17 protein-coding genes are annotated in these 19,394 nt (G+C 71.4%); 13 read left to right on the plus strand and 4 right to left on the minus strand.

Annotated elements, in window-relative coordinates; genetic code table 11:
- Positions 1-16 precede the first annotated feature (16 nt).
- Entirely contained in the window at positions 17-952 is a 936-nt protein-coding gene (locus LWF15_RS23625) for a LysR family transcriptional regulator (protein WP_232813098.1), read from the minus strand.
- A gap of 72 nt (positions 953-1,024) precedes the next feature.
- Between LWF15_RS23625 and LWF15_RS23630 the strand changes: the two genes are divergently transcribed.
- The 3 genes from LWF15_RS23630 (at position 1,025) to LWF15_RS23640 (ending at position 2,843) form a co-directional block, all read left to right on the plus strand.
- Positions 1,025-1,987 carry an EamA family transporter gene (locus tag LWF15_RS23630; RefSeq protein ID WP_232813099.1) on the plus strand — a complete coding sequence of 321 codons (963 nt, stop codon included), beginning with the start codon at positions 1,025-1,027 and terminating at the stop codon, positions 1,985-1,987.
- A gap of 78 nt (positions 1,988-2,065) precedes the next feature.
- On the plus strand, positions 2,066-2,374 hold the full coding sequence (locus tag LWF15_RS23635; RefSeq protein ID WP_232813100.1) for a hypothetical protein: 309 nt from the start codon (positions 2,066-2,068) through the stop codon (positions 2,372-2,374).
- A 16-nt stretch (positions 2,375-2,390) separates the two neighbouring features.
- Positions 2,391-2,843 carry a GNAT family N-acetyltransferase gene (locus tag LWF15_RS23640; RefSeq protein ID WP_232813101.1) on the plus strand — a complete coding sequence of 151 codons (453 nt, stop codon included), beginning with the start codon at positions 2,391-2,393 and terminating at the stop codon, positions 2,841-2,843.
- Here LWF15_RS23640 and cydC read toward each other — a convergent pair.
- Genes cydC through LWF15_RS23655 form a run of 3 tightly spaced genes read right to left on the minus strand, consistent with a single transcriptional unit; the run spans position 2,827 to position 8,768 of the window.
- Positions 2,827-6,276 (minus strand): thiol reductant ABC exporter subunit CydC, encoded by a 3,450-nt coding sequence (gene cydC / locus LWF15_RS23645; protein ID WP_232813102.1) that lies wholly within the window; start codon positions 6,274-6,276, stop codon positions 2,827-2,829. The genes LWF15_RS23640 and cydC overlap by 17 nt on opposite strands.
- Positions 6,273-7,274: a cytochrome d ubiquinol oxidase subunit II gene (cydB, locus tag LWF15_RS23650; protein WP_232813103.1), complete on the minus strand. Its 1,002-nt coding sequence runs from the start codon at positions 7,272-7,274 to the stop codon at positions 6,273-6,275. The genes cydC and cydB overlap by 4 nt, the downstream gene beginning before the upstream one ends.
- Before the next feature lie 30 nt (positions 7,275-7,304).
- On the minus strand, positions 7,305-8,768 hold the full coding sequence (locus LWF15_RS23655) for a cytochrome ubiquinol oxidase subunit I (RefSeq protein WP_408623875.1): 1,464 nt from the start codon (positions 8,766-8,768) through the stop codon (positions 7,305-7,307).
- Positions 8,769-8,910: 142 nt separating this feature from the next.
- Here LWF15_RS23655 and LWF15_RS23660 point away from each other — a divergent pair, with 142 nt between their 5' ends.
- The 10 genes from LWF15_RS23660 (at position 8,911) to LWF15_RS23705 (ending at position 19,353) form a co-directional block, all read left to right on the plus strand.
- Entirely contained in the window at positions 8,911-9,288 is a 378-nt protein-coding gene (locus LWF15_RS23660; protein ID WP_232813105.1) for a BlaI/MecI/CopY family transcriptional regulator, read from the plus strand.
- A gap of 7 nt (positions 9,289-9,295) precedes the next feature.
- Positions 9,296-10,285 carry a M56 family metallopeptidase gene (locus LWF15_RS23665; protein WP_232813106.1) on the plus strand — a complete coding sequence of 330 codons (990 nt, stop codon included), beginning with the start codon at positions 9,296-9,298 and terminating at the stop codon, positions 10,283-10,285.
- A gap of 182 nt (positions 10,286-10,467) precedes the next feature.
- A complete protein-coding gene (locus LWF15_RS23670) occupies positions 10,468-11,394 on the plus strand; it encodes an ABC transporter ATP-binding protein (RefSeq protein ID WP_232813107.1) in 927 nt (308 codons plus the stop codon).
- On the plus strand, positions 11,391-12,257 hold the full coding sequence (locus LWF15_RS23675; protein ID WP_232813108.1) for an ABC-2 transporter permease: 867 nt from the start codon (positions 11,391-11,393) through the stop codon (positions 12,255-12,257). Before LWF15_RS23670 ends, LWF15_RS23675 begins: the two co-directional genes overlap by 4 nt.
- A gap of 22 nt (positions 12,258-12,279) precedes the next feature.
- The gene (locus LWF15_RS23680) at positions 12,280-13,491 is read left to right on the plus strand and encodes a sensor histidine kinase (protein WP_232813109.1); all 1,212 of its coding nucleotides are present in this window, start codon (positions 12,280-12,282) and stop codon (positions 13,489-13,491) included.
- Complete coding sequence (locus LWF15_RS23685) at positions 13,488-14,174, plus strand: response regulator (RefSeq protein WP_232813110.1); 687 nt, start codon at positions 13,488-13,490, stop codon at positions 14,172-14,174. Before LWF15_RS23680 ends, LWF15_RS23685 begins: the two co-directional genes overlap by 4 nt.
- Positions 14,175-14,926: 752 nt before the next feature.
- Positions 14,927-17,956: a sensor histidine kinase gene (locus LWF15_RS36790; RefSeq protein WP_332879926.1), complete on the plus strand. Its 3,030-nt coding sequence runs from the start codon at positions 14,927-14,929 to the stop codon at positions 17,954-17,956.
- Complete coding sequence (locus tag LWF15_RS23695) at positions 17,953-18,378, plus strand: roadblock/LC7 domain-containing protein (protein WP_232813111.1); 426 nt, start codon at positions 17,953-17,955, stop codon at positions 18,376-18,378. The genes LWF15_RS36790 and LWF15_RS23695 overlap by 4 nt, the downstream gene beginning before the upstream one ends.
- Entirely contained in the window at positions 18,375-18,770 is a 396-nt protein-coding gene (locus tag LWF15_RS23700) for a DUF742 domain-containing protein (RefSeq protein WP_232813112.1), read from the plus strand. The genes LWF15_RS23695 and LWF15_RS23700 overlap by 4 nt, the downstream gene beginning before the upstream one ends.
- A complete protein-coding gene (locus LWF15_RS23705) occupies positions 18,754-19,353 on the plus strand; it encodes a GTP-binding protein (protein WP_232813113.1) in 600 nt (199 codons plus the stop codon). Before LWF15_RS23700 ends, LWF15_RS23705 begins: the two co-directional genes overlap by 17 nt.
- The last annotated feature ends 41 nt before the right edge of the window (positions 19,354-19,394 follow it).

The following is a 19,394-nucleotide window of genomic DNA, read 5'->3' on the forward strand; positions in this document are numbered from 1 at the left end:
TGATAATGACTCTCATTCACCCGGCAGTAACCAGGCCGCTACCGGTCTCGGACATCGGCGCGAAGAGCGCGCTGCACCGGTCCAGCACGTGCCGCACCGCCGGGCTGGCCGACATCGAGTCGCGCCAGATCAGCTCGATGACCCGGGTCGGCACCGGCCCGGAGACCTCGACCGCGACCACTTCCGGCGGCAGCGCGCCCCGGCCCAGCCGGGGCACCAGGGCCACCGCCTGGCCCTGCGCGACCAGCTGCACCTGGGAGGCGAACTCGCTGAACCAGAAGCGCACCCGGGGCGGCCGGGCGAACCCGGCGAACATGTAGAGGAACCAGCCGTGGCAGATCGTGCCCACCGGCGTCGAGGCCCACGGCTCGTCCACCAGATCGGCCGGAGTCACCCGGCCGGCCCGGGCCAGCGGGTGCCCGGCGTGCACCAGCAGGTCGGCCGTGTCGAAGCCGACCAGCTGCCGGGCCACGAAGTCGGGCGAGTGCAGCGGCACGCCCACCCAGTGGTGCACCAGGCCCACGTCGGCCTGGCCGGTGGCCACCGTCTCCACCGCCTCCCGGGGCTCCTGCTCGAACACCTCCGGCACCAGGTCGGGGCTGGTCCGGGCCAGATCGGCCAGCAGCGGCGCGACCAGGCCGCGCACGGCCGTGGAGAACGCCACCACCTGCAGCGGGCCGACCGGTTCGCCCCGGTCACCGCCCAGCCCGGCGGTGGCCGCCTCGACCTGGCGCAGGATGCCGTGCCCGTGCCGGACCAGGTTGCGGCCCTCACCGGTGAGCACCACGCCCCGCCCGACCCGCTCCAGCAGCACCGTGCCGAGCTCCTTCTCGAGGCGCTTGATCTGCTGGGACACCGCCGAGGGGGTGTAGCCACCGGCCGCCGCGGCGGCCGCGACCGTTCCGTGCACCTCGACCGCGATCAGCGAACGCAGGGCCACCAGATCCATCATGAAGCAAAGCTACCGATTCTCCGGCAACAGAAGTCGATGGACGTGAATGGTCGGCGGCCTCAGGCTGGGCCCGTGACCACTCGCGACTCGCTGCTGGCCGTGCTCGTCACGGTGATCTGGGGCATGAACTTCGTCGTCATCGACGAGGGTCTGGCCGGTTTCCCCCCGCTCCTCTTCGTTGCTCTGCGGTTCGTGGTGGTGCTGTTCCCCGCGGTGTTCCTGCTGCCCCGCCCGGATCTGCCCTGGAGCACCCTGCTGCTGATCGGCACCTTCCTCAGCCTGGGCCAGTTCGCCCTGCTCTACGCCTCGCTGCACGCCGGGATGCCGGCCGGTCTGGCCAGCCTGGTGCTACAGACGCAGGTCGTGGCCACGGTGGTGATCGCCGCCGGGGTGCTGCACGAACGGCCCAGTGTGCGCGCCGCCTGCGGGGTGGCGCTGGGTGCGGCCGGGCTCGCGGTGGTGGCGCTCGGCCGTTCCGCCGAGACCCCGCTGATCGGTCTGGCCCTGTGCGTGCTGGCCGCCCTGAGCTGGGCGTTCGGCAACGTGCTGAGCCGCCGGGCCGCGGTGAAGTCGGGGCTCTCGCTCACCGTCTGGTCGGCCGTGGTGGTGCCGGTGCCGATGATCGGCCTGTCGCTGCTGCTCGACGGCCCGCAGGCGGTCGGGCACGCGCTCACCCACATCACCTGGGGCAACATCGCCTCCACGATCTACACCGCGGTGCTGGCCTCGCTGGTCGGGTACGGCATCTGGAACACCCTGCTGGCCCGCTACCAGGCCGCCCAGGTGGTGCCGTTCACCCTGCTGGTGCCGGTGGTCGGAGTGATCACGGCCTGGCTGGTGCAGCACGAGCGCCCCGGCCCGCTGGAACTTCTGGGCGGTCTGATCCTGCTGCTGGGCGTGGCGGTGGTGGCGATCCGCCGTCCGTTCGCCCGGGCGGGTGAACGGGCGGGGGAGCCTCAGCCCGCGGGTGTCCTCCCGGAGGATGACGCCGGTACCCAGGTGCACCCGAGTTCAGCCCGGGGGCTGACGCTTTGAGCCTCCCTGCCGACGGAAGCTGGAGCGTGGGAACAGCCGATCCCACCATCCAGTCGCCGGCACCAGGAGGAGACCGTCATGTCCGTAGAGCTCGTGGCCCTCGTCCCGGGCGCAGCCGTCCTGCTCGCCTGTGTCTCCGGGCGCTGGCTGGCGAACCGCAACCGAACTGAGGACGCTTTCGAGGACGGAGCGCCCAACCGTCCGTTGGTGGGGGCGGTCACTTCGGAAGACCTGGCCGGCCTCCCCCTGGTCGCGCCGGAGCGGGCCGGCTACGGCACCGCCAGTCGCCTGCTCGTCCTGGCCGCGCAGGAACGTTCCCGCGCAGGCTCACGTAACCTGACCGTCCCGGCCCGCGACCACCGCGAAGGTGGTTCCCAGGCCGCCTGACCGATCGATTGGCCTGATGAGCGACCTGACCTTCCGCCGCGCAACCCTCTCCGACGTCCCCGCCATCGTCGGCCTGCTGGCCGACGACCGGTTCGGGGCCACCCGCGAGAGCCCGGACGACCTGGACCTCTACCGGGCGGCCTTCGCCCGGGTCGACGCCGACCCCCAGCAACTACAGGTGGTCGGCGAACGGGACGGGGTGCTGCTGGCCACCGCCCAGGTCACGTTCATTCCCGGCATCTCCCGGCGCGGAGCCACCCGGGCCATCGTCGAGGCGGTGCGGGTGGCCGGCACCGAGCGCGGCGCCGGCCTCGGCTCGGCGCTGATGCGGTGGATCCTCGACGAGTGCCGGGCCCGGGGCTGCGACCTGGTGCAGCTCACCTCGGCGGTGGAACGCCAAGACGCGCACCGCTTCTACCGCCGGCTCGGATTCGTCCAGTCCCACGCGGGTTTCAAATATCAGCTGTGAGCCGGCCCGCCTCCAGCCGCAGCACCTGGTCCACCTGGTCCAGCCCTTCGTCGCGGTGCGTCACCAGCAGCACCGACCGGCCCTCCGAGGCCTGCAGCAGGTCGTCCAGCACGGCCTCGGCGGTCTCCACGTCGAGGCTCTCGGCGGGCTCGTCGAGCACCAGGACCGGCCGATCGGCCAGCAACGCCCGGGCCAGGGCGAGCCGACGGCGTTCTCCGGCCGACATCGTGGCCCCCCGCTCGCCCAGCCAGGTGTCCAGCCCGTCCGGCTGAGCGGCGAGCCAGCTGCCCAGGCGGGCACGGTTCAGGGCGACGCGGAGTTCGGCGTCGGCGGCGTCGGGCCTGGCCAGGCGCAGGTTCTCCCGCAGGGTGCTGGCGAACACGTGGTCGTCGTCGGACACCAGGCCCACGCTCTGGCGCACCTGGTCCCCGGCCAGGGTGCGATAGTTCCGCTCGCCCAGCCCCACCTCGCCGGCCCGGGGGTCGAGGAATTTGAGGACGACGCCGGCGAGGGTGGACTTGCCACAACCGGAAGGTCCCTGGACGGCAAGGCGACGGCCTGGGCCCAGATCGAGGCCGAGCCCATCGAGAACCGGTGCCGCCTGGGGGTTCCAGCCTGCTGTCACGTCGGTGAGCCGCAGGTCGGCAGCAGCACCGGACGGCGCCGCCTCCACCGGATCCACGCTGGGAAGTGGGGTCTGCAGCACCTCGTCGAGGCGCCGCCGGGCGATCCGCCCTCTCGTGCGGGCGTTCACGGCCTCGGGCAGCGTGGCCGTCACATCGCCCAGGGCCAGCGCGCCCAGCACCAGCACCCCGACCTGCTCCAGGCTCAGGCTGTCCAGCCCGCCCAGACCCGTGGTCACGAACATGACCCCGGCCACCGCCAGTCCTGCTCCGGTCATCCGCAGAGATTCGGCCGAGACGTTGCGGCGCACCTGGTTCCGGTCCACGTCCGCGGCCCGGCGACCCGCCAGCTCGACCGGCTTCACCCCGGCCTGCTGAGCTCCCAGAGCATTGACGTCCTCGGCGCCGGACAGGACTTCCACAACGGTTTGCGAGTACCCCGCCTTGGCCTGCGCGCTCTGATCGGCACGGCGATCGGCCCCGGCGGCGGCCACGATCGGCGCCACTACGGCCGCCAGCGCAAGACCGGGCAGCGCAGCCAGGGCTGCGGCCGGACTGATGATGGCGGCGACGATCAGAGAGATGATCAGCGTTGCCGCCGCGACGATCGCCGGGCGGCGCCAGCGCAGCATGCTGTCGCCCACCGCGTCGACGTCGTCCACCAGTCGGGTCAGCAGGTCGCCGCGCCGAGGAAGGGCAGGACCGGGAACGCGGGGGATCAGGTCGGCATAGACCCGCGCCCGCAGCTTGCCCAGGTCGGCCAGAGCAACGTCATGGGCGACGAGACGATCCAGATAGCTGAACAGCGGTCGGGTGACGGCGAACAAACGGACGCCTACCACGGCAACACTCAGAGTGAGTACCGGCGGCTGTCCCGAGGCCTTGGTCAGCAGCCAGGCCGCGACGGCGGTAAGGGCCACTCCGGAAAGGGAAGAGAGCGTTCCCAGCAGCACGGCCAGGTTCATGGAGGCGGTGCACAATCGGGCCGGCACCCAGGGCCGCGCAGGCCGGGCCTCAGCCCAGGCGCGGCCGAAACCAGGCAGCCCGGCGTCGTTCTCCCAGGACGAGGCGCGTTGCGGACTCCGCTGCACCGGAACCCGGGCCGCCCCCGCGCCGGCGGCCGACACCGCGACCTCGGCCAGCACCTCGAGCGCGGCCGACATTCCCCCGGGCGCACTGCCCCAGAGCTGAGTCACCTCGTCCGCCGCCGCGATCGCGGCCGGACGGTGAGCCACCATGACGATCGAATCCCCCACCTCGACCCGGCGACGCAGACCGGCCAGCACTGCCAGCTCCGTCTCCTCGTCCAGGTGCGCAGTGGGCTCGTCGAGCAGGATGACCGGCCGTCGACCGCCCTCCACGAACACTCGCTCAGCCTGAACCAGGGTGCGGGCCAGGGCGATGCGCTGCCGCTGTCCGGCGCTCAGATTCCGGCCGTCCTCAGCCAGATCGGTGGACAGCCCGAGCGGCAGCGACGTGATCCACTCCAGCGCAGCGGAATCCCGCAGCGCCGCCTCGATCACCTCGTTCGGGGCGCTCGGCCAGGCCGCGGTCACGGCCTCGCCCAGGGTGCGGGCGAGCGGGAAGGTGGGGCGCTGGGGAAGGTAGACCATGGGCACGACGCTGCGCACCGAGCCCGCCGAGGGCTGCCGCACTCCGGCCAGAACCCTGAGCAGGGTGGTCTTCCCAACGCCGGAAGGCCCGGTGATCGCCGTGATCTGCCCTTGAAGCACCCACAGCCCGACTCCGGAGAGCACCGGTTCCGCCCGGCCGGGCACCGGCACCGTCAAGCCCTCGGCCAACAGCGCGACCCCAGCCGGCAGAGCACCCGCGGTGACGGTCGGGGTCACCGGCTCAGGAGCAGTCAGGAGGACGGATGCCTCGTCGAGAATGGCGACGGCATCGGCACTCTCGTGGAAGCGTGCGCCCAGCTCCCGCACCGGCCGATAGGCCTCAGGGGCGATCAGGATGGCGACCAACGCCGTCTTCAAACTCAGATCTCCGGCCGCCACCCGCAGACCGGCCTCCACCGCGACCAGGCCGACCGAGAGCGTCGCCACCAGATCCAGCGCGGTGCCGGACAGGAAGGCGATGCGCAGGACCCGCACGGTGGCGGCGCGGTGCTGCTCCCCCACCTCGCCCAGCACCTCGACCTGACGTTCGGCGCGGCGATACGCCCGCAGCGTGACCAGGCCCTGCACGACATCCAGGAAATGCGCTGAGAGCCGGGACATCAGCTGCCACTGCTGGGCCGACCGCCGCTCGGTCAGCCAGCCCACCAGCGCGGCGAACAGCGGGATCAGGGGCAGCGTGACCACCACGATCACCGCCGACCGCGGGTCCAGCAGCACCAGCAACGCGATCACCGCCGGCGGCAGCAGCACTGCCGGGACGACCGCCGGCAGGTACCGGGTGACGTACTTCTCCAGCGTGTCGACCCCGTTGGTGGCCAGCGCCGAGATCGACCCCGGTCCGGCCTCGGCCAGACGGTCGGGCGCCATCCCCAGGGCCGCACCGACCAGCTTCGTCCCGAAAGCCACCCGCGCCCGGCCCGCGGCCCGCGCCGTCAGGATCTGCTCGGCCGCCCGCAACCCGCTGCGGGCCACCGTGACCGCGACGAAAGCCGCCACCGGCGTCCACAGTTCGTCGTCCGAGGCGAACCCGGCGACCACCCAGGCCGCGGTCAGCAACTGCCCGATCAGCGCCACCGCACCCAGCGCGGCGAGTGCGCCCAGCACCAGGGCCTCCCGGCGCAGGCCGGGCACGAAGGCGAAGACCCGGGTGTCCACCGGTCCTTGGGGCCTGGTCATGCCGGGGTCGCGACCCGGTCGCTGCTGATCCGGCGGCGGAAGATCCAGTACGAGAACGCCTGGTAGGCGAACACCGCCGGCAGGATGAACAGACCGGCCCAGCTGACCAGCTCGATCGCGAAGTCCGAGACCACCGCCTTTTCCATGGTCACCGACCAGGCCGGGTCGAGCGTGCTGGGCAACAGGGTGGGAGCGTGCCAGGCCAGCGCGAGAGTGGTTGCCAGAGCGATGATCAGGGCGCCGCCGGCGAAGGCCAGACCTTCCCGGCGGAAGTAGGCGGCCAGCATGGCCAGCAACGCCGGCAGGGTGATCAGCACGATCACCACCTGCCCGGTCAGGGCCGAGACCACCAGCGCCCCGGCGGCCAGCACACCCGCGGTGCGGATGGCCAGCGGGCGCGACCACTGGCGCAGCGGGCCGGTGGTGCGCAGGCTCAGGAACAGCGCGCCCATCAGCACCGCCATCGCCACGGCCCCGGCCGCCCCGGCCGCGGCCGGCCAGGTCAGCAACGGGGAGAGGCTGCGGCTCCAGCCCGAGCCCATCACCTCACCGTCGGCGTTGATCGCCAGCCCCTCGGCCAGCACCGCGAACGAGGCGCCCCACAGCGCCACCACCAGCAGCGACGAGGCGGCCATGACCTGGTCGCAGCGCTGCTTCCAGCGCTCCTCCCCCTCGCCGTGGTACTTGCCGCGGAACTCCAGGGCCACCCCGCGGGCGGCCAGGCCGAGCAGGATCAGCACCATCGGCAGGTACAGGCCGGACAGCATGGCCGCGTACCACTCCGGGAAGATCGCGAACATCAGGCCGATCGCGGCGACCAGCCAGACCTCGTTGCCGTCCCAGGTCGGGGCGATCGTGCGTACCGCGGCGTCCCGCTCGGGCAGCGGGCGCCGGGCCAGGCCGACGATCATCCCGACCCCGAAGTCGAACCCCTCCAGCACGAAGAACAGCACCCAGGCGACGACGATCACGCCGAACCAGATCACGGGCAGGTCCATCAGAAGTCTCTTCTCCCAGACGGGTTTCGATCAGTACGTGAGGACGAGGCGCTCGCCCGAGTCACGATCGGCTTCTCGATCAGGTTCTGGATCGGTGCTCGAGTGGTGGCCGGGCTCTTCGGGCCCGGCTCCCGGCCCGGAGCGCACGAGGCGGCACATCAGCCGCACCCAGACCACGGCGAGCACGCCGTAGACCACGGTGAAACCGACGAGCGAGAGGACGATCTCGGTCCCGGTGACCCCGGCGCTCACCCCTTGCTCGGTGCGGAACAGCCCGAAGGCCAGCCAGGGCTGCCGGGCGGTCTCGGTGAAGATCCAGCCGATCGCGTTGGCGGCCAGGGGCATCAGGCCGATCACCGCGGGGACCATGACCATCACCGGGCGCAGCCGGGGGTGGTGCAGGAACGCCGGCAGGTCCCGGTCCTTGCGGGTGGCCAGCAGGTAGAGCGCGGCCAGCCCGGCGGCGGCCATGCCCACGCCGATCATCAGGCGGAACGACCAGAACGCGACCGGCACCCAGGGGATGTAGTTGGCCTCGCCGTACTGCTGGGTGTACTGCGCCTGCAGGTCGTTGATGCCCTGCACGGTGCCGTGGAAGTCGTGGGTGGCCAGGAAGGACAGCAGGCCCGGGATGTCGATCTTGATCGAGGGCTCGCTCTCGCCCGGCCCGGCGTAGGAGAACAGCGAGAACGGTGCGCCGCTGGTGGTGCTGTACAGCGCCTCGGCGGCGGCCATCTTCATCGGCTGCACCTCGGTGATCACCACCCCGAGCCGGTCGCCGGTGATCGCCGTGCCGATCCCGGCCAGCACCATCGTCCAGGCGCCGACCTTGCCCATCACCCGCACGGCGGCGCGGTCCACCCCCGGCCTGCGCAGCTGATTCCACACCGAGATGGCCAGCAGCAGGGCCCCGCCGGTCATCAGCGCACCGGTGGCGGCGTGCGGGTAGGCGGCCAGGTTGAGCTCGTTGAACAGCAGGCTGGAGAAGTCGTGCAGCTGGGCCCGGCCGGTCTCGGCGTCGATCGAGTAGCCGATCGGGTTCTGCATGAACGAGTTGGCCGACAGGATGACGAAGGCCGAGAGCTGGGTGCCGATCGCGACCACCCAGATGGTGGCCAGGTGCAGCCCGCGCGGCAGCCGGTCCCAGCCGAAGAACCACAGCCCCAGGAAGGTCGCCTCGAGGAAGAAGGCGAGCATGCCCTCGATCGCCAGGGTCGGGCCGAACACGTCGCCGTAGAAGCGGGCGAAGCTGCTCCAGTTCAGGCCGAACTGGAACTCCTGCACCAGGCCGGTGACCACCCCGACGGCGAAGGTGATCAGCAGCAGCTGCCCGGTGAGCACGGTGACCCGTTTCAGGTCGTCCCGGCCGGTGCGCAGCCAGGCGGTGTGGAACAGCGCCGTGAGCAGGGAGAGGCTGATCGACAGGGGCACGAAGAGGTAGTGGTAGATGGTCGTCACCGCGAACTGCAGCCGCGCGAGGTCGGTGACGTCCAGAGGCCAGTCCATGGTTTTCGTGCCCTTCGGCCGAGGTGGGACGGGACGATGAGCCCTACGACTCATCTACGACAGAGTGTAGTACGACTGGGCGTCGTACTACAGCCGGGCGTACTACAGCCGCACGTATTAGGATGGGCGGGTGAGCCTGGGTCATCTCGAACGCGACGTCATGGACTGTCTGTGGTCCGCACCGGCCCCGATGACGGTGCGGGACGTGCACGCGGCCCTGGGCGAGCAGCGCGAGGTGGCCTACACCACGGTGATGACGGTGCTGCAGCGGCTGGCCAAGAAGGGCATGGCCCGGCAGACCAAAGACGGCAAGGCGCACTTGTACTCGGCCGCCGAGTCGAAGGAGCAGATGGCCGCCGAGCTGATGATGGACGCGCTGGGTGACGTCGGCGGGGCGCAGGCCCGGCAGACGGCACTGCTGCACTTCGTCGGCCGCATGTCGGCCAACGAGGCCGAGCTGCTCAAGGCCGCCCTGAGCGCCGGCGGCTCGCCGGAACGCGCTCCGTGACCCGACTGTGAGCCCCGCGGTCGGGCTCTGGCTGCTGGCGATCACGCTGACCTGGCCGGTGCCGGCCGTTCTGGCCCGCGCCCGTCGGCTCCTCACCGTGCCCCGGGCCGCTGTCGTGCTCTGGCAGGCCGTGGCGGTGGCCGCTCTGCTGGCGGTCTTCGGCGCCTCGTTGGCCACGATCCAGGCCCTGGTCACCGGCCTGCTCACCGCCGACGGGGGCAGGCTCACCGGTGTCGGCGAACTGCGGCCGACCGGCGTCCTGCACCTTTCCATCGCGGTCGGGCTGATCGCTCTGACGGTATTCGCCCTCGTGCGGCTCAATTTCGCCGGCGTGCAGGTGGCCCGGCGGTTGCGCCGGCACCGCCGTCGGCATCGCGACCTGGTCGATCTGCTGTCCACCACCGGCGGCGAGAACGTGCGCGTACTCGACAGCGGCGAGCGGGCCTACGCCTACTGTCTGCCCGGCCGCGACTCCCGCGTGATCATCAGCGACGCGGCCCTGCGCGATCTCACGCCCGAGCAGGTCGCCGCGGTGATCGAGCACGAGCGCGCCCACCTGCGGGCCCGGCACGACCTGCTGCTGGAGTTCTTCACGGTGTTGTACGAGGCGGCCGGGCGGCGGGCCGGTACCGAGGCCGCCCTGATCCAGACTGCGGTGTTGGTCGAGTTGCTGGCCGACGATGCGGCCCGGCGGCTGTACGGGCCCCAGCCCCTGATCGCTGCACTGGCCACGATGGGCAACAGCACAGCGCTGGAGAACCCGGCCACCCCGAAGTCGTCGCACACTCCGGCGCCCGAAGCGGCGGCCGGGCTCAGCGACGAGGTGGTCGGCATCGGCGTGCTGCCCCGGCTGCGAAGACTGGTCGATGCGCCGGTCTCGGTGGCCCCACCCGGTCTGGCGGTGGCGGTGTACCTGTTGGCGCTCGCCCTGATCACCGTGCCCACGGTGGCGTTGGCACTGCCGTGGCTGACCAGCACCTACGAGATCATTCGCTGACTCGGCCCGCAGCGGACCGGGCCGGTTGTTCATCCATTCGCGCACGGCCTGTTATCGCAAGGCGGGCACGACAGGTATGCCTGAGGGCATATGCCGGTCTGTCTTTGGGCCGCCCGACCACCCCGCCGACTGCTGCCGTCCGCCAGATCCCGCCGCGCCCGTCCGTTCCTAGGCTCTTCGACATGATCGAAGTCGAGAACCTGCGCAAGGAGTACGGCGCCAAGGTCGCCGTCGAGGACCTGACCTTCACCGTGCCCTCCGGCACGGTCACCGGCTTCCTCGGCCCCAACGGCGCCGGCAAGTCGACCACGATGCGGATGATCGCCGGCCTGGACACCCCCACCCGCGGCCAGGTGCGGGTGAACGGTGCCGACTACCGCCACGCCGCCGCGCCGATGGCCGAGCTGGGCATCCTGCTCGAGGCCAAGGCCGTGCACACCGGCCGCTCGGCCCGTAACCATCTGCTGGCCCTGGCCGTCACCAACGGGATCCCGGCCCGCCGGGTGGACGAGGTGATCGAGATGGTCGGGCTGCACCAGGTCGCGGCCAAGCGGGTCGGTGGCTTCTCACTGGGCATGGGCCAGCGGCTCGGCGTGGCCACCGCCCTGCTCGGCGACCCGCGCGTGGTGATCCTGGACGAGCCGGTCAACGGTCTCGACCCCGAGGGCGTGCTGTGGATCCGCAACCTGCTCAAGGCGCTGGCCGAGGAGGGCCGCACGGTGTTCGTCTCCTCGCACCTGATGAGCGAGATGGCGCTGACCGCGACCCGGCTGGTCGTGGTGGGCAAGGGCCGGCTGGTGGCCGACACCACGGTGGCCGAGTTCGTCGCCCAGGCGGCCGGCAGCGGGGTGCTCGTGCGCACCCCGGAGGCCGTCAGGCTGCGTGAGGTGCTGCTGCGCCCGGGCGTCACCGTGACCAGCGAGGCCGAGGGCCTGCTGGAGGTCAGCGGTCTGAGCGCCGAGGAGATCGGCGACGCGGCCTGGAAGGCGAACCTGCCGCTGCACGAGCTGACCAACCGCACCGCGTCCCTGGAGGACGCCTTCATGCAGATGACCCACGACGCCGTGGAGTACCGCAACCAGCCGATCGCCAAGGAGGCCGCCGCGTGAGCACCTCGACCACCACCCAAGACACCTCGCAGGCGACCGAGCCGACCGGGGCCGCACCGACGTCCTCAATCAGCAAGGCCCCCCAGATCCGGGTGACCCAGGCGCGGGTGATCCACTCCGAGTGGATCAAGTTCCGCACGGTGCGCTCCACCGTGTGGACGCTGTTCACCGCGGTGTTCCTGCTGATCGGGATCAGCGCGCTGATCGCCGCGGTCACGATGAACCAGTGGGACACCATGGACCCGGACGTCCAGGCCACCCTGGACCCGATCGGCGCGGCCACCTCGGGCAGCACGTTCGCCCAGCTCGCCCTGAGCGTCCTCGCGGTGCTGATGATCACCGGCGAGTACACCACCGGGATGATCCGGGCCAGCCTGACCGTGGTGCCCCGGCGGCTGCCGGTGTTCTGGGCCAAGCTGATCGTGTTCTCGGTGGTCACCTTCGTGGTCAGCCTGGTGTCCTCGTTCGTGGCCTTCTTCCTGACCCAGGCCATCCTCTCGGCCAAGGACTTCGGCGCCTCGATCAGCGACGAGCACGCGCTGCGGGCGGTCTTCGGCCTGGCCCTCTACCTGACCGTGGCGGGCGTGATCTCGATGGCCATCGGTGCCCTGCTGCGCTCCACCGCCCCGGCGATCTTCACCATGGTCGCGGTGTTCCTGGTGATCCCACCGGTGCTCTCGCTGCTGCCCGCCTCGGTCTCCGAGGACATCCTGAAGTACCTGCCCAACTACGCGGGCTCGGCGATGTTCACGGTGGGGGCGGAGAACTCCCTCTCCCCCGGCGGCGGTCTGCTGGTGTTCTGCCTCTACGCCGTCGTCCTGATCGCCGCCGCCGCGTGGCGGATGCGTAAGGCAGACGTCTGATCCGTCCATCAGGATGAGCCCCATGAACGTGTCGGACGTGCAGGACGTGCGAGACGTGCACGCCCCCGTCGGACGTCTGCTCGCGCGCACCCGCCGCGAGTGGACGTCCGACGTGCTGCTCACCCTGCTGGTGATGGCGACGGTGGTGCTGCGCTCCGACGTACCCCCGGTCAGCGACACCGCCGCCGCGATCGAGATGTTCCTGGTGCTCCCGCTGGTGCTGCGCCGGGTCTTCCCCAGCACCGTCTTCGTGGTGCTGCTGGTCCTGTTCGGCACGCTCCCCCTCTGGTCGACGGTGAGCGGGCCGAACCTGGCCGTACTGGTGGCCCTCTACACAGTGGCGGCCAACCAGTCCCGGGTCCGGGCCAGTGTCGCGGCGCTGGCCCTGGACATCACCTACGTGGTGCTGGTGAGTGCGTCCCCCCGCGTCAACTGGGTGGACGCGCTGCTGGTGTGCACCGCCGCCACTGCCGCCGCCCTTGCGTTGGGGCTGTGGATCGGCACCCGCCGCAGCTATCTGGCCGAGCTCCGCGACCGGGCCGAGCGGCTGGAACGCGAACGCGACCAGCAGCACGAACTGGCCGTGGCCACCGAACGGGCCCGGATGACCCGCGAGATGCACGACATCGTGGCGCACCACCTGACCGTGGTGGTGGCGTTGAGCGATGCGGCTGCCCGTACGGCGCCCAGGTCGCCGGAACAGGCGGCCGAGGTGATGCGCCAGGTCTCCGCCACCGGGCGGCAGGCACTGGCCGAGACCCGGCGGGTGCTCAACGGCAGCAACGGAAGCTCGGAGGGCGAGGGGGACGGGCGGGCGCCGGTTCCCGACCTGCGCGGGATCGATGATCTGCTGGAAGGCGTGAGGACGGCCGGGTTGCCGGTGTCGTACCAGGTCGCCGGGGATCCGGGGAAGGTCGCGATCGAGCCGGGGGTGCAGCTGACGGTGTATCGGCTGGTGCAGGAGGCGTTGACGAACACGATGAAGCACGCCGGCGCGGGGGCGACGGCGACCGTGCGGCTGGAGTACGGGGACAGCAGAATTGCGGTCGAGATAACGGACGACGGTGGTGGGCGCCGGGCTGCGGCGGCACCTTCGCGGGGTCCTGGGAGAGGGCTGACGGGTATGCGCGAGCGGGTTCACGCCTACGGCGGCGAGGTGGACTCCGGGCCTCGGCACCCGGCCGGCTGGCGGGTCTCGGCCCGGATCGCGGCCGGGCCGCAGGGGGCGTCGTGATCAGTGTGCTGCTGGTCGACGACCAGCAACTGCTGCGGATGGGCTTCCGGATGATCCTCGACGCGGAAGACGACCTGACCGTGGTCGGCGAGGCGGCGGACGGCCGGGCCGGTGTGACGATGGCCGCCGCCCTGAAACCGGACATCGTGCTGATGGACGTGAGAATGCCGGGGATGGACGGGATCTCGGCCACCGAGGCGATCCTGAAGGCGGACCCGCAGGCCCGGGTGCTGATCCTGACCACCTTCGACGTGGACGAGTACGTGTACGCCGGGCTGCGCGCCGGGGCCAGCGGCTTCCTGCTCAAGGACGCCCCGACCGACGAGCTGATCTCGGCGATCCGCACGGTCGCGGGCGGCGAGTCGGTGCTGGCCCCGACCACCACCACGCGGCTGATCAGCCGGCTGGTCACCCTGTTGCCGACGAGCTCGCCCGGTTCACCCGGTGACGGCCCGGGCCGGGCCGAGGCGGTGCTGGCCGAGCTGACCGATCGCGAGCGTCAGGTCTTCCTCCTGGTCGCCGCCGCCCGCTCGAACCGGGAGATCGCCGCCGAGCTCCACCTCTCCGAGGGCACGGTGAAGATCCACGTGGGGCGGATCCTGAACAAGCTGGGTCTGCGCGACCGGGTGCAGGCGGTGGTGCTGGCCTACGAGTCGGGTCTGGTCGTTCCCGACCGCTCCTGATCTGCGTCGTCCGGGTGTCACCCCCGGGCCGGCCGGGGTGATGGGGCGACTACGCTTCGTAGCGCGCAGTCGCGGGCCGGGAAATCTGGCAACCCTTCGCCTCGCATATTCGGGGAATTCCCCAAAAGCACCGTTCGGTCTTTGACGCAGAGTCGGCGAAGCACTTTCCCGTTCATCACACCCGTCACTCAAGACGACAGGTGTTGCACTCGCGACGCATCCGCACCCACTTCGGATTTCCAGTGGAATGTAATTAAGGCGGTCCACGTCCGCATTTGATCGGGCATTTATCAATCCCGTTGAACTTCAAGCTCGTACGAAACATCAGGTTATCGCAGACGTCACGTTTCCCTGCCGGCACCCCCGCCTGCCTGCGGCGATGCCAGAACGACGTTCTGTCGACCAATTCCGCCGTTTCACTGTTCAGCGGCGCGAAGGACTGGTTAAGTACATCCCGCCGCGACTACTCCTTTACGCACAGCTACGAACCAGAGGCTGCTTCTCTGGTACATTCCCGGCCCCCGGCCGGGCAGTGGGACGAAATCTTCTCGACGGGCGGATCCAGGCCTCGGCGGGATCCGCACCAAGCCACGGAGGAACCGTTGACAGCGGTCCAGCACGAGCCGGCGCAGCTCGGCTCCGGTCGCCCGGCTGCTCCCGCCCCTGGGGAGCCGGCCTTCCCGGAGCCTCGTCACCAGGCAGGCCCTTCCAGTGGCGGCCGACGGGCCGGCGGCAGCACGGTCGGCCGGCGCGTGGCGCGCATCCTGGCCCTGCCCGCCGCCGTGATTCTCCTTCTGCTGGGCCTGCTCTCGGCGCAGCAGATCGGCAGCTACCGGGACGCGGCCGCCACCTCCGACGCGGTCCGCCTCTCGCTCGAGGTGCAGAAGCTGGTCAGCGCACTGCAGACCGAGCGCGGCGTGACCGCGGCGGTGCAGGGCGGCAACGGCAGCTTCACCCCCGAGCTGGCCCCGGCCCGCACCCAGGTCGACGCCCAGCGCGGCGTGGTGCAGAACCTGCTCGACGACGGCGACGCCGAGCAGGCCCGGGTCGACGCGGCGCTCAGCCAGCTCGACGGCCTCTCCGCCATCCGGGCCACCACCGACGCCGGTGAGAGCGTCAAGAGTGCCGAGCGTGCAGCCACTTTCGAGTACTACAGCGCCCGGATCGGGGCCCTCGCCGACGTCGACCTCGGACTGGCCAACAGCGGCGACACCGAGCTGCGCCGGGGGCTGACCGCCTTCCGCTCGCTGCAGCAGGCGATCGAGGGAATGTCGGCCGAACGGGCCTTCCTCAACGGCGTGTACTCGGCCGGCGGTTTCAGCGGCGACGAGTTCGTCCGGCTGGCCGACCTGCGGGCCGGGTACCAGTACTCGCTCGACGAGTTCGCCGAGCACGCCACCGCCGAGCAGAGCCGTTCGCTGGCCTTCATCTTCTCCACCGGCGCGGCCCAGGTGGTGCAGGCCTTCGAGCAGACCGCGCTGGAGGCCGGAGACGGCCGGCACCTGAACGTGAACCCGCAGTCGTGGTGGTCCGGCATGGGCACCCTGCTGGCCGACGCCGACCAGCTCGAGCAGCACGTCGGCTCGCAGATCCAGCTGCGGGCGCACGACCTGCAGCAGGAGGCCGCCCAGCGGATCGTGCTGCTGCTGGCCGGCGTGGTGGTCTGCCTGGCCGGCTCGGTCTACCTGTCGGCGCTGGCCTCGCTGTCGATCACCCGGCCGCTGGCCGCGCTCGCCGCCGAGGCCGACGACCTGGCCGCCGAGCGTCTGCCGGAAGCGGTCCGGCGGGCCCAGACCGCCGACCCGGACGCACCCCCGCAGCGGCCCGCGCCGGTGGCCGTGCCACCCCGCGCCACCGACGAGATCCGTTCCGTGGCAACCGCTCTTGACCGGCTTCAGGGCGCCGCCTACGACCTGGCCACCGAGCAGGCGGTGCAGCGGCGCGACACCATCGAGTCGCTGGCCAACCTGGGGCGCCGCAACCAGAACCTGATCCGCCGCCAGCTCGGCTTCATCACCTCCCTGGAGCGCGAGGAGGTCGACCCGAACGCGCTGGCCAACCTGTTCGAGCTGGACCACCTGGCCACCCGCATGCGGCGCAACGCGGCCAGCCTGCTGGTGCTGGTCGACGCCTCCCGCCCGCGCACCTGGTCGCAGGCGGTCCCGGTGGCCGACGTGATCCGGGCCGCGGTGTCCGAGGTGGAGGAGTACCGCCGGGTGGCGCTGCGCCGGGTGGACGAGGCGAACGTGATGGGCGGGGCGGTCGGCTCGGTCGCGCACCTGCTCTCCGAGCTGATCGAGAACGGCCTGACCTTCTCCCCGCCGGACAGCGAGGTCGAGGTGCAGGGCCGGCGGATCGCCGACGGCTACCTGATCGCGATCACCGACCAGGGCGTCGGGATGAACCCGGAAGAACTGCGGATCGCCAACAGCCGGCTGCGCGGTGAGGGTGACTTCATCGCCGCCCCGACCCGGTTCCTCGGTCACTTCGTGGTGGGCAAGCTGGCCCGGGACAGCGGGGTGCAGGTCGAGCTGCTGCCCTCGCCGGTCACCGGGGTGACGGCCCGGATCACCCTGCCCGCCTCACTGCTGGCCGCCTCGCTCTCCGTGCAGGTGCAGTCGCTGGAAGCCCTGCAGGAGGGCCCCTCGGCCGGTGGCGAGCAGGCCCAGCTGCTGGCGCTGCCCCGGCTGAACGGCCTGGACCGCCGGGACCGGCTCGACCGGTTGGACCGCCTTGACCGGCTGGAGGAGCTGGAAGGGCTGGAGCAGGTGCCCGACGACGCGCGGGAACTGCTCGACACGAACGCCGGCTTCGCAGCCCCCGCACCGGGCAGTCACGAGGTGCTCGAGCCGGACCACCAGGGCATGGCCGGGCCGATCCGCCGCGATCCGGGGAACTCGTTCCCGGGCGGCACCTACTCGGGCACCCCGCGCCCGGGCCACCGCGCCCCCGAACCGGGCACCCTTCCGGGCGGGATCGGGATCGGCCCGCTGGACGACCTGGGCGAGATCCACGACGCACAGGTGCGCGAGGTCACCTCGGACGTGTCGCACCCCTCCGGGGTCGACCTGCCGGTGATCGAGCCCGAGATCGACCAGCCCCCGGCAGCCTCCACCAATCCCCCGGCCAACCTGCCCCACCCGGCCCACCCGGCTCATCGGGTCGAGACCGACCCGAACGGCCTGGCCCTGGGCCGTACCGCCGGTCTCGCCGGGCCCGAGCAGCTGGCCGGGACCCCGCGCTGGGCCAAGCCCGGAGACCTGTTCGCCCGGCAGTTCGGCTCCCGCGGTCCGGACGAGAAGCCGGAGAAGCTCGACAAGGCGGCCAAGGACGAGGCCCGCCGCCGGCGCGACGCTCCCGACAAGTTCACCGACCTGCGCACCCCCGCGGCCGGGATCGCCCGCCCTCCGGGCTCGCTGACCCGTCGCGACGCCCGGGGCAGTGTTTCCGGCGGTGCTCCCAGCAGTACTCCGGGCACGGGCGGCCTCACCATCGAGGCTGAGCGCACCCAGAACGGGCTGCGCAAGCGGGTGCCCCGTAACCAGCGCCAGGGCTCGCGCCGGGTCATCGATCTGGACGCCCGTACCGACTCCTCGGCTTCCGAGGCCAGGTCGCCACAGGTGATGGCCGACTCCCCCGCCGACGTCAGTGCCCGCCTGACCGCCCTCCGCGCCGGGATGCGCCGTGGGCAGTCCGGCGGTGACCGAGCAGAGCACCGGGTCACGAGTGCAGAGGAGTCAGCTGGGATGAGCTGGGACGAGCGAGGAATGAGCGAACAATGAGCGTCCACACCCATACCGACCGGCACCAGTTCGGCTGGCTGCTGGGCAATTTCGTGCACCAGACCGACGGGGTGCGGGAGGCGGTGGCCGTGTCCTCGGACGGGCTGCTGATCGCCAGCTCCGACGGCCTGAGCCGGACCGAGGCCGACCACCTGGCCGCGATCGTCTCCAGCCTGTCCAGCCTCGGCCGCTCGGCCGCCCGGAGGTACGACTTCGACGGGCTCAAGCTGGTGATGATCGAGATGAACCGCGGATTCCTGCTGGTCTCGGCGATCGCCGGTGGTAGCTGCCTCGGGGTGGTCGCCGAGGGCGACTGCGACCTGGGCCTGATCGGCTACGAGATCGCCTCGCTGGCGGAGCGTTTCGGTCCGCTGCTGACGCCCGCGCTGATCTCCGAGTCCCGGCAGCATCTGCCGCAATGACCGGGCCACGGGGGCAGACCGGCCGGCGGGCCGCCGGTCCGGGCGGCGCCGACGAGGAGTTCGACCCGGCCGACGACATGGTGATCCGCCCCTTCCTGCTCACCGGCGGGCGGACCCGCCCGGTCCAGGAGGGCCTGCGGGTGGAGACCCTGATCCACGCCCGGCCCCGCAGCGCCACCGCGGTGCTGCGGTTCGAGCACCAGCAGATCGTCCAGCTCTGCCGCGAGCCCACCTCGCTGGCCGAGATCTCGGCCGCGCTGCGGGTGCCCTTCGGGGTGGCCCGGGTGCTGGTGTCCGACCTGGTGGCCGACGGATCGGTGGTCGTCACCGAACGCGAAGAGCTGTCGATACAGCTGATCGAGAGGATCCGCGATCGTGTCCGCGCTCTATGACCGGCCCGCCCGCACGGTGGCCCCGGTATCCGTGAAGATCGTGATCAGTGGCGGTTTCGGCGTCGGCAAGACCACCTTCGTCGGCTCGATCTCGGAGATCGAGCCGCTGCTGACCGAGGCCGACATGACCGACGAGTCGGTCGGCGTGGACAACCGGGACCCGGTGCCGGGGAAGGTCACCACCACGGTGGCCCTCGACTTCGGCCGGATCAGCCTGGACGAGACGCTGCGGCTGTACCTGTTCGGCACGCCGGGCCAGGACCGGTACGCCTTCCTCTGGGACGACCTGGTGGAGGGAGCGCTCGGCGCGGTGGTGCTGCTGGACACCCAGCGGATCGAGGACTGCTTCCCGGCGATCGACTACTTCGAGGAGCACCGCGTGCCGTTCCTGGTGGCGGTCAACCACTTCCAGGGCACCCGCCACTTCGAGCTGCGTGAGGTACGCGAGGCCCTCGGGGTGGACGACCTGGTCCCCCTGGTGCCGTGCGACGCGCGTCGGCGCGAGTCGGTCAAGGGTGTGCTGGTCGCGCTGACGGAAGAGGTGCTGGCCCGGCGGCTGGCCGAGCAGGCCGCCGTCTACTGACGTCTACTGACTTGCTCTGTTCCTCACCGGACGACCGCAGC

It is taken from the genome of Kineosporia rhizophila (assembly GCF_021277265.1).
In the GTDB taxonomy this organism is placed as follows: Bacteria; Actinomycetota; Actinomycetes; order Actinomycetales; family Kineosporiaceae; genus Kineosporia; species Kineosporia rhizophila.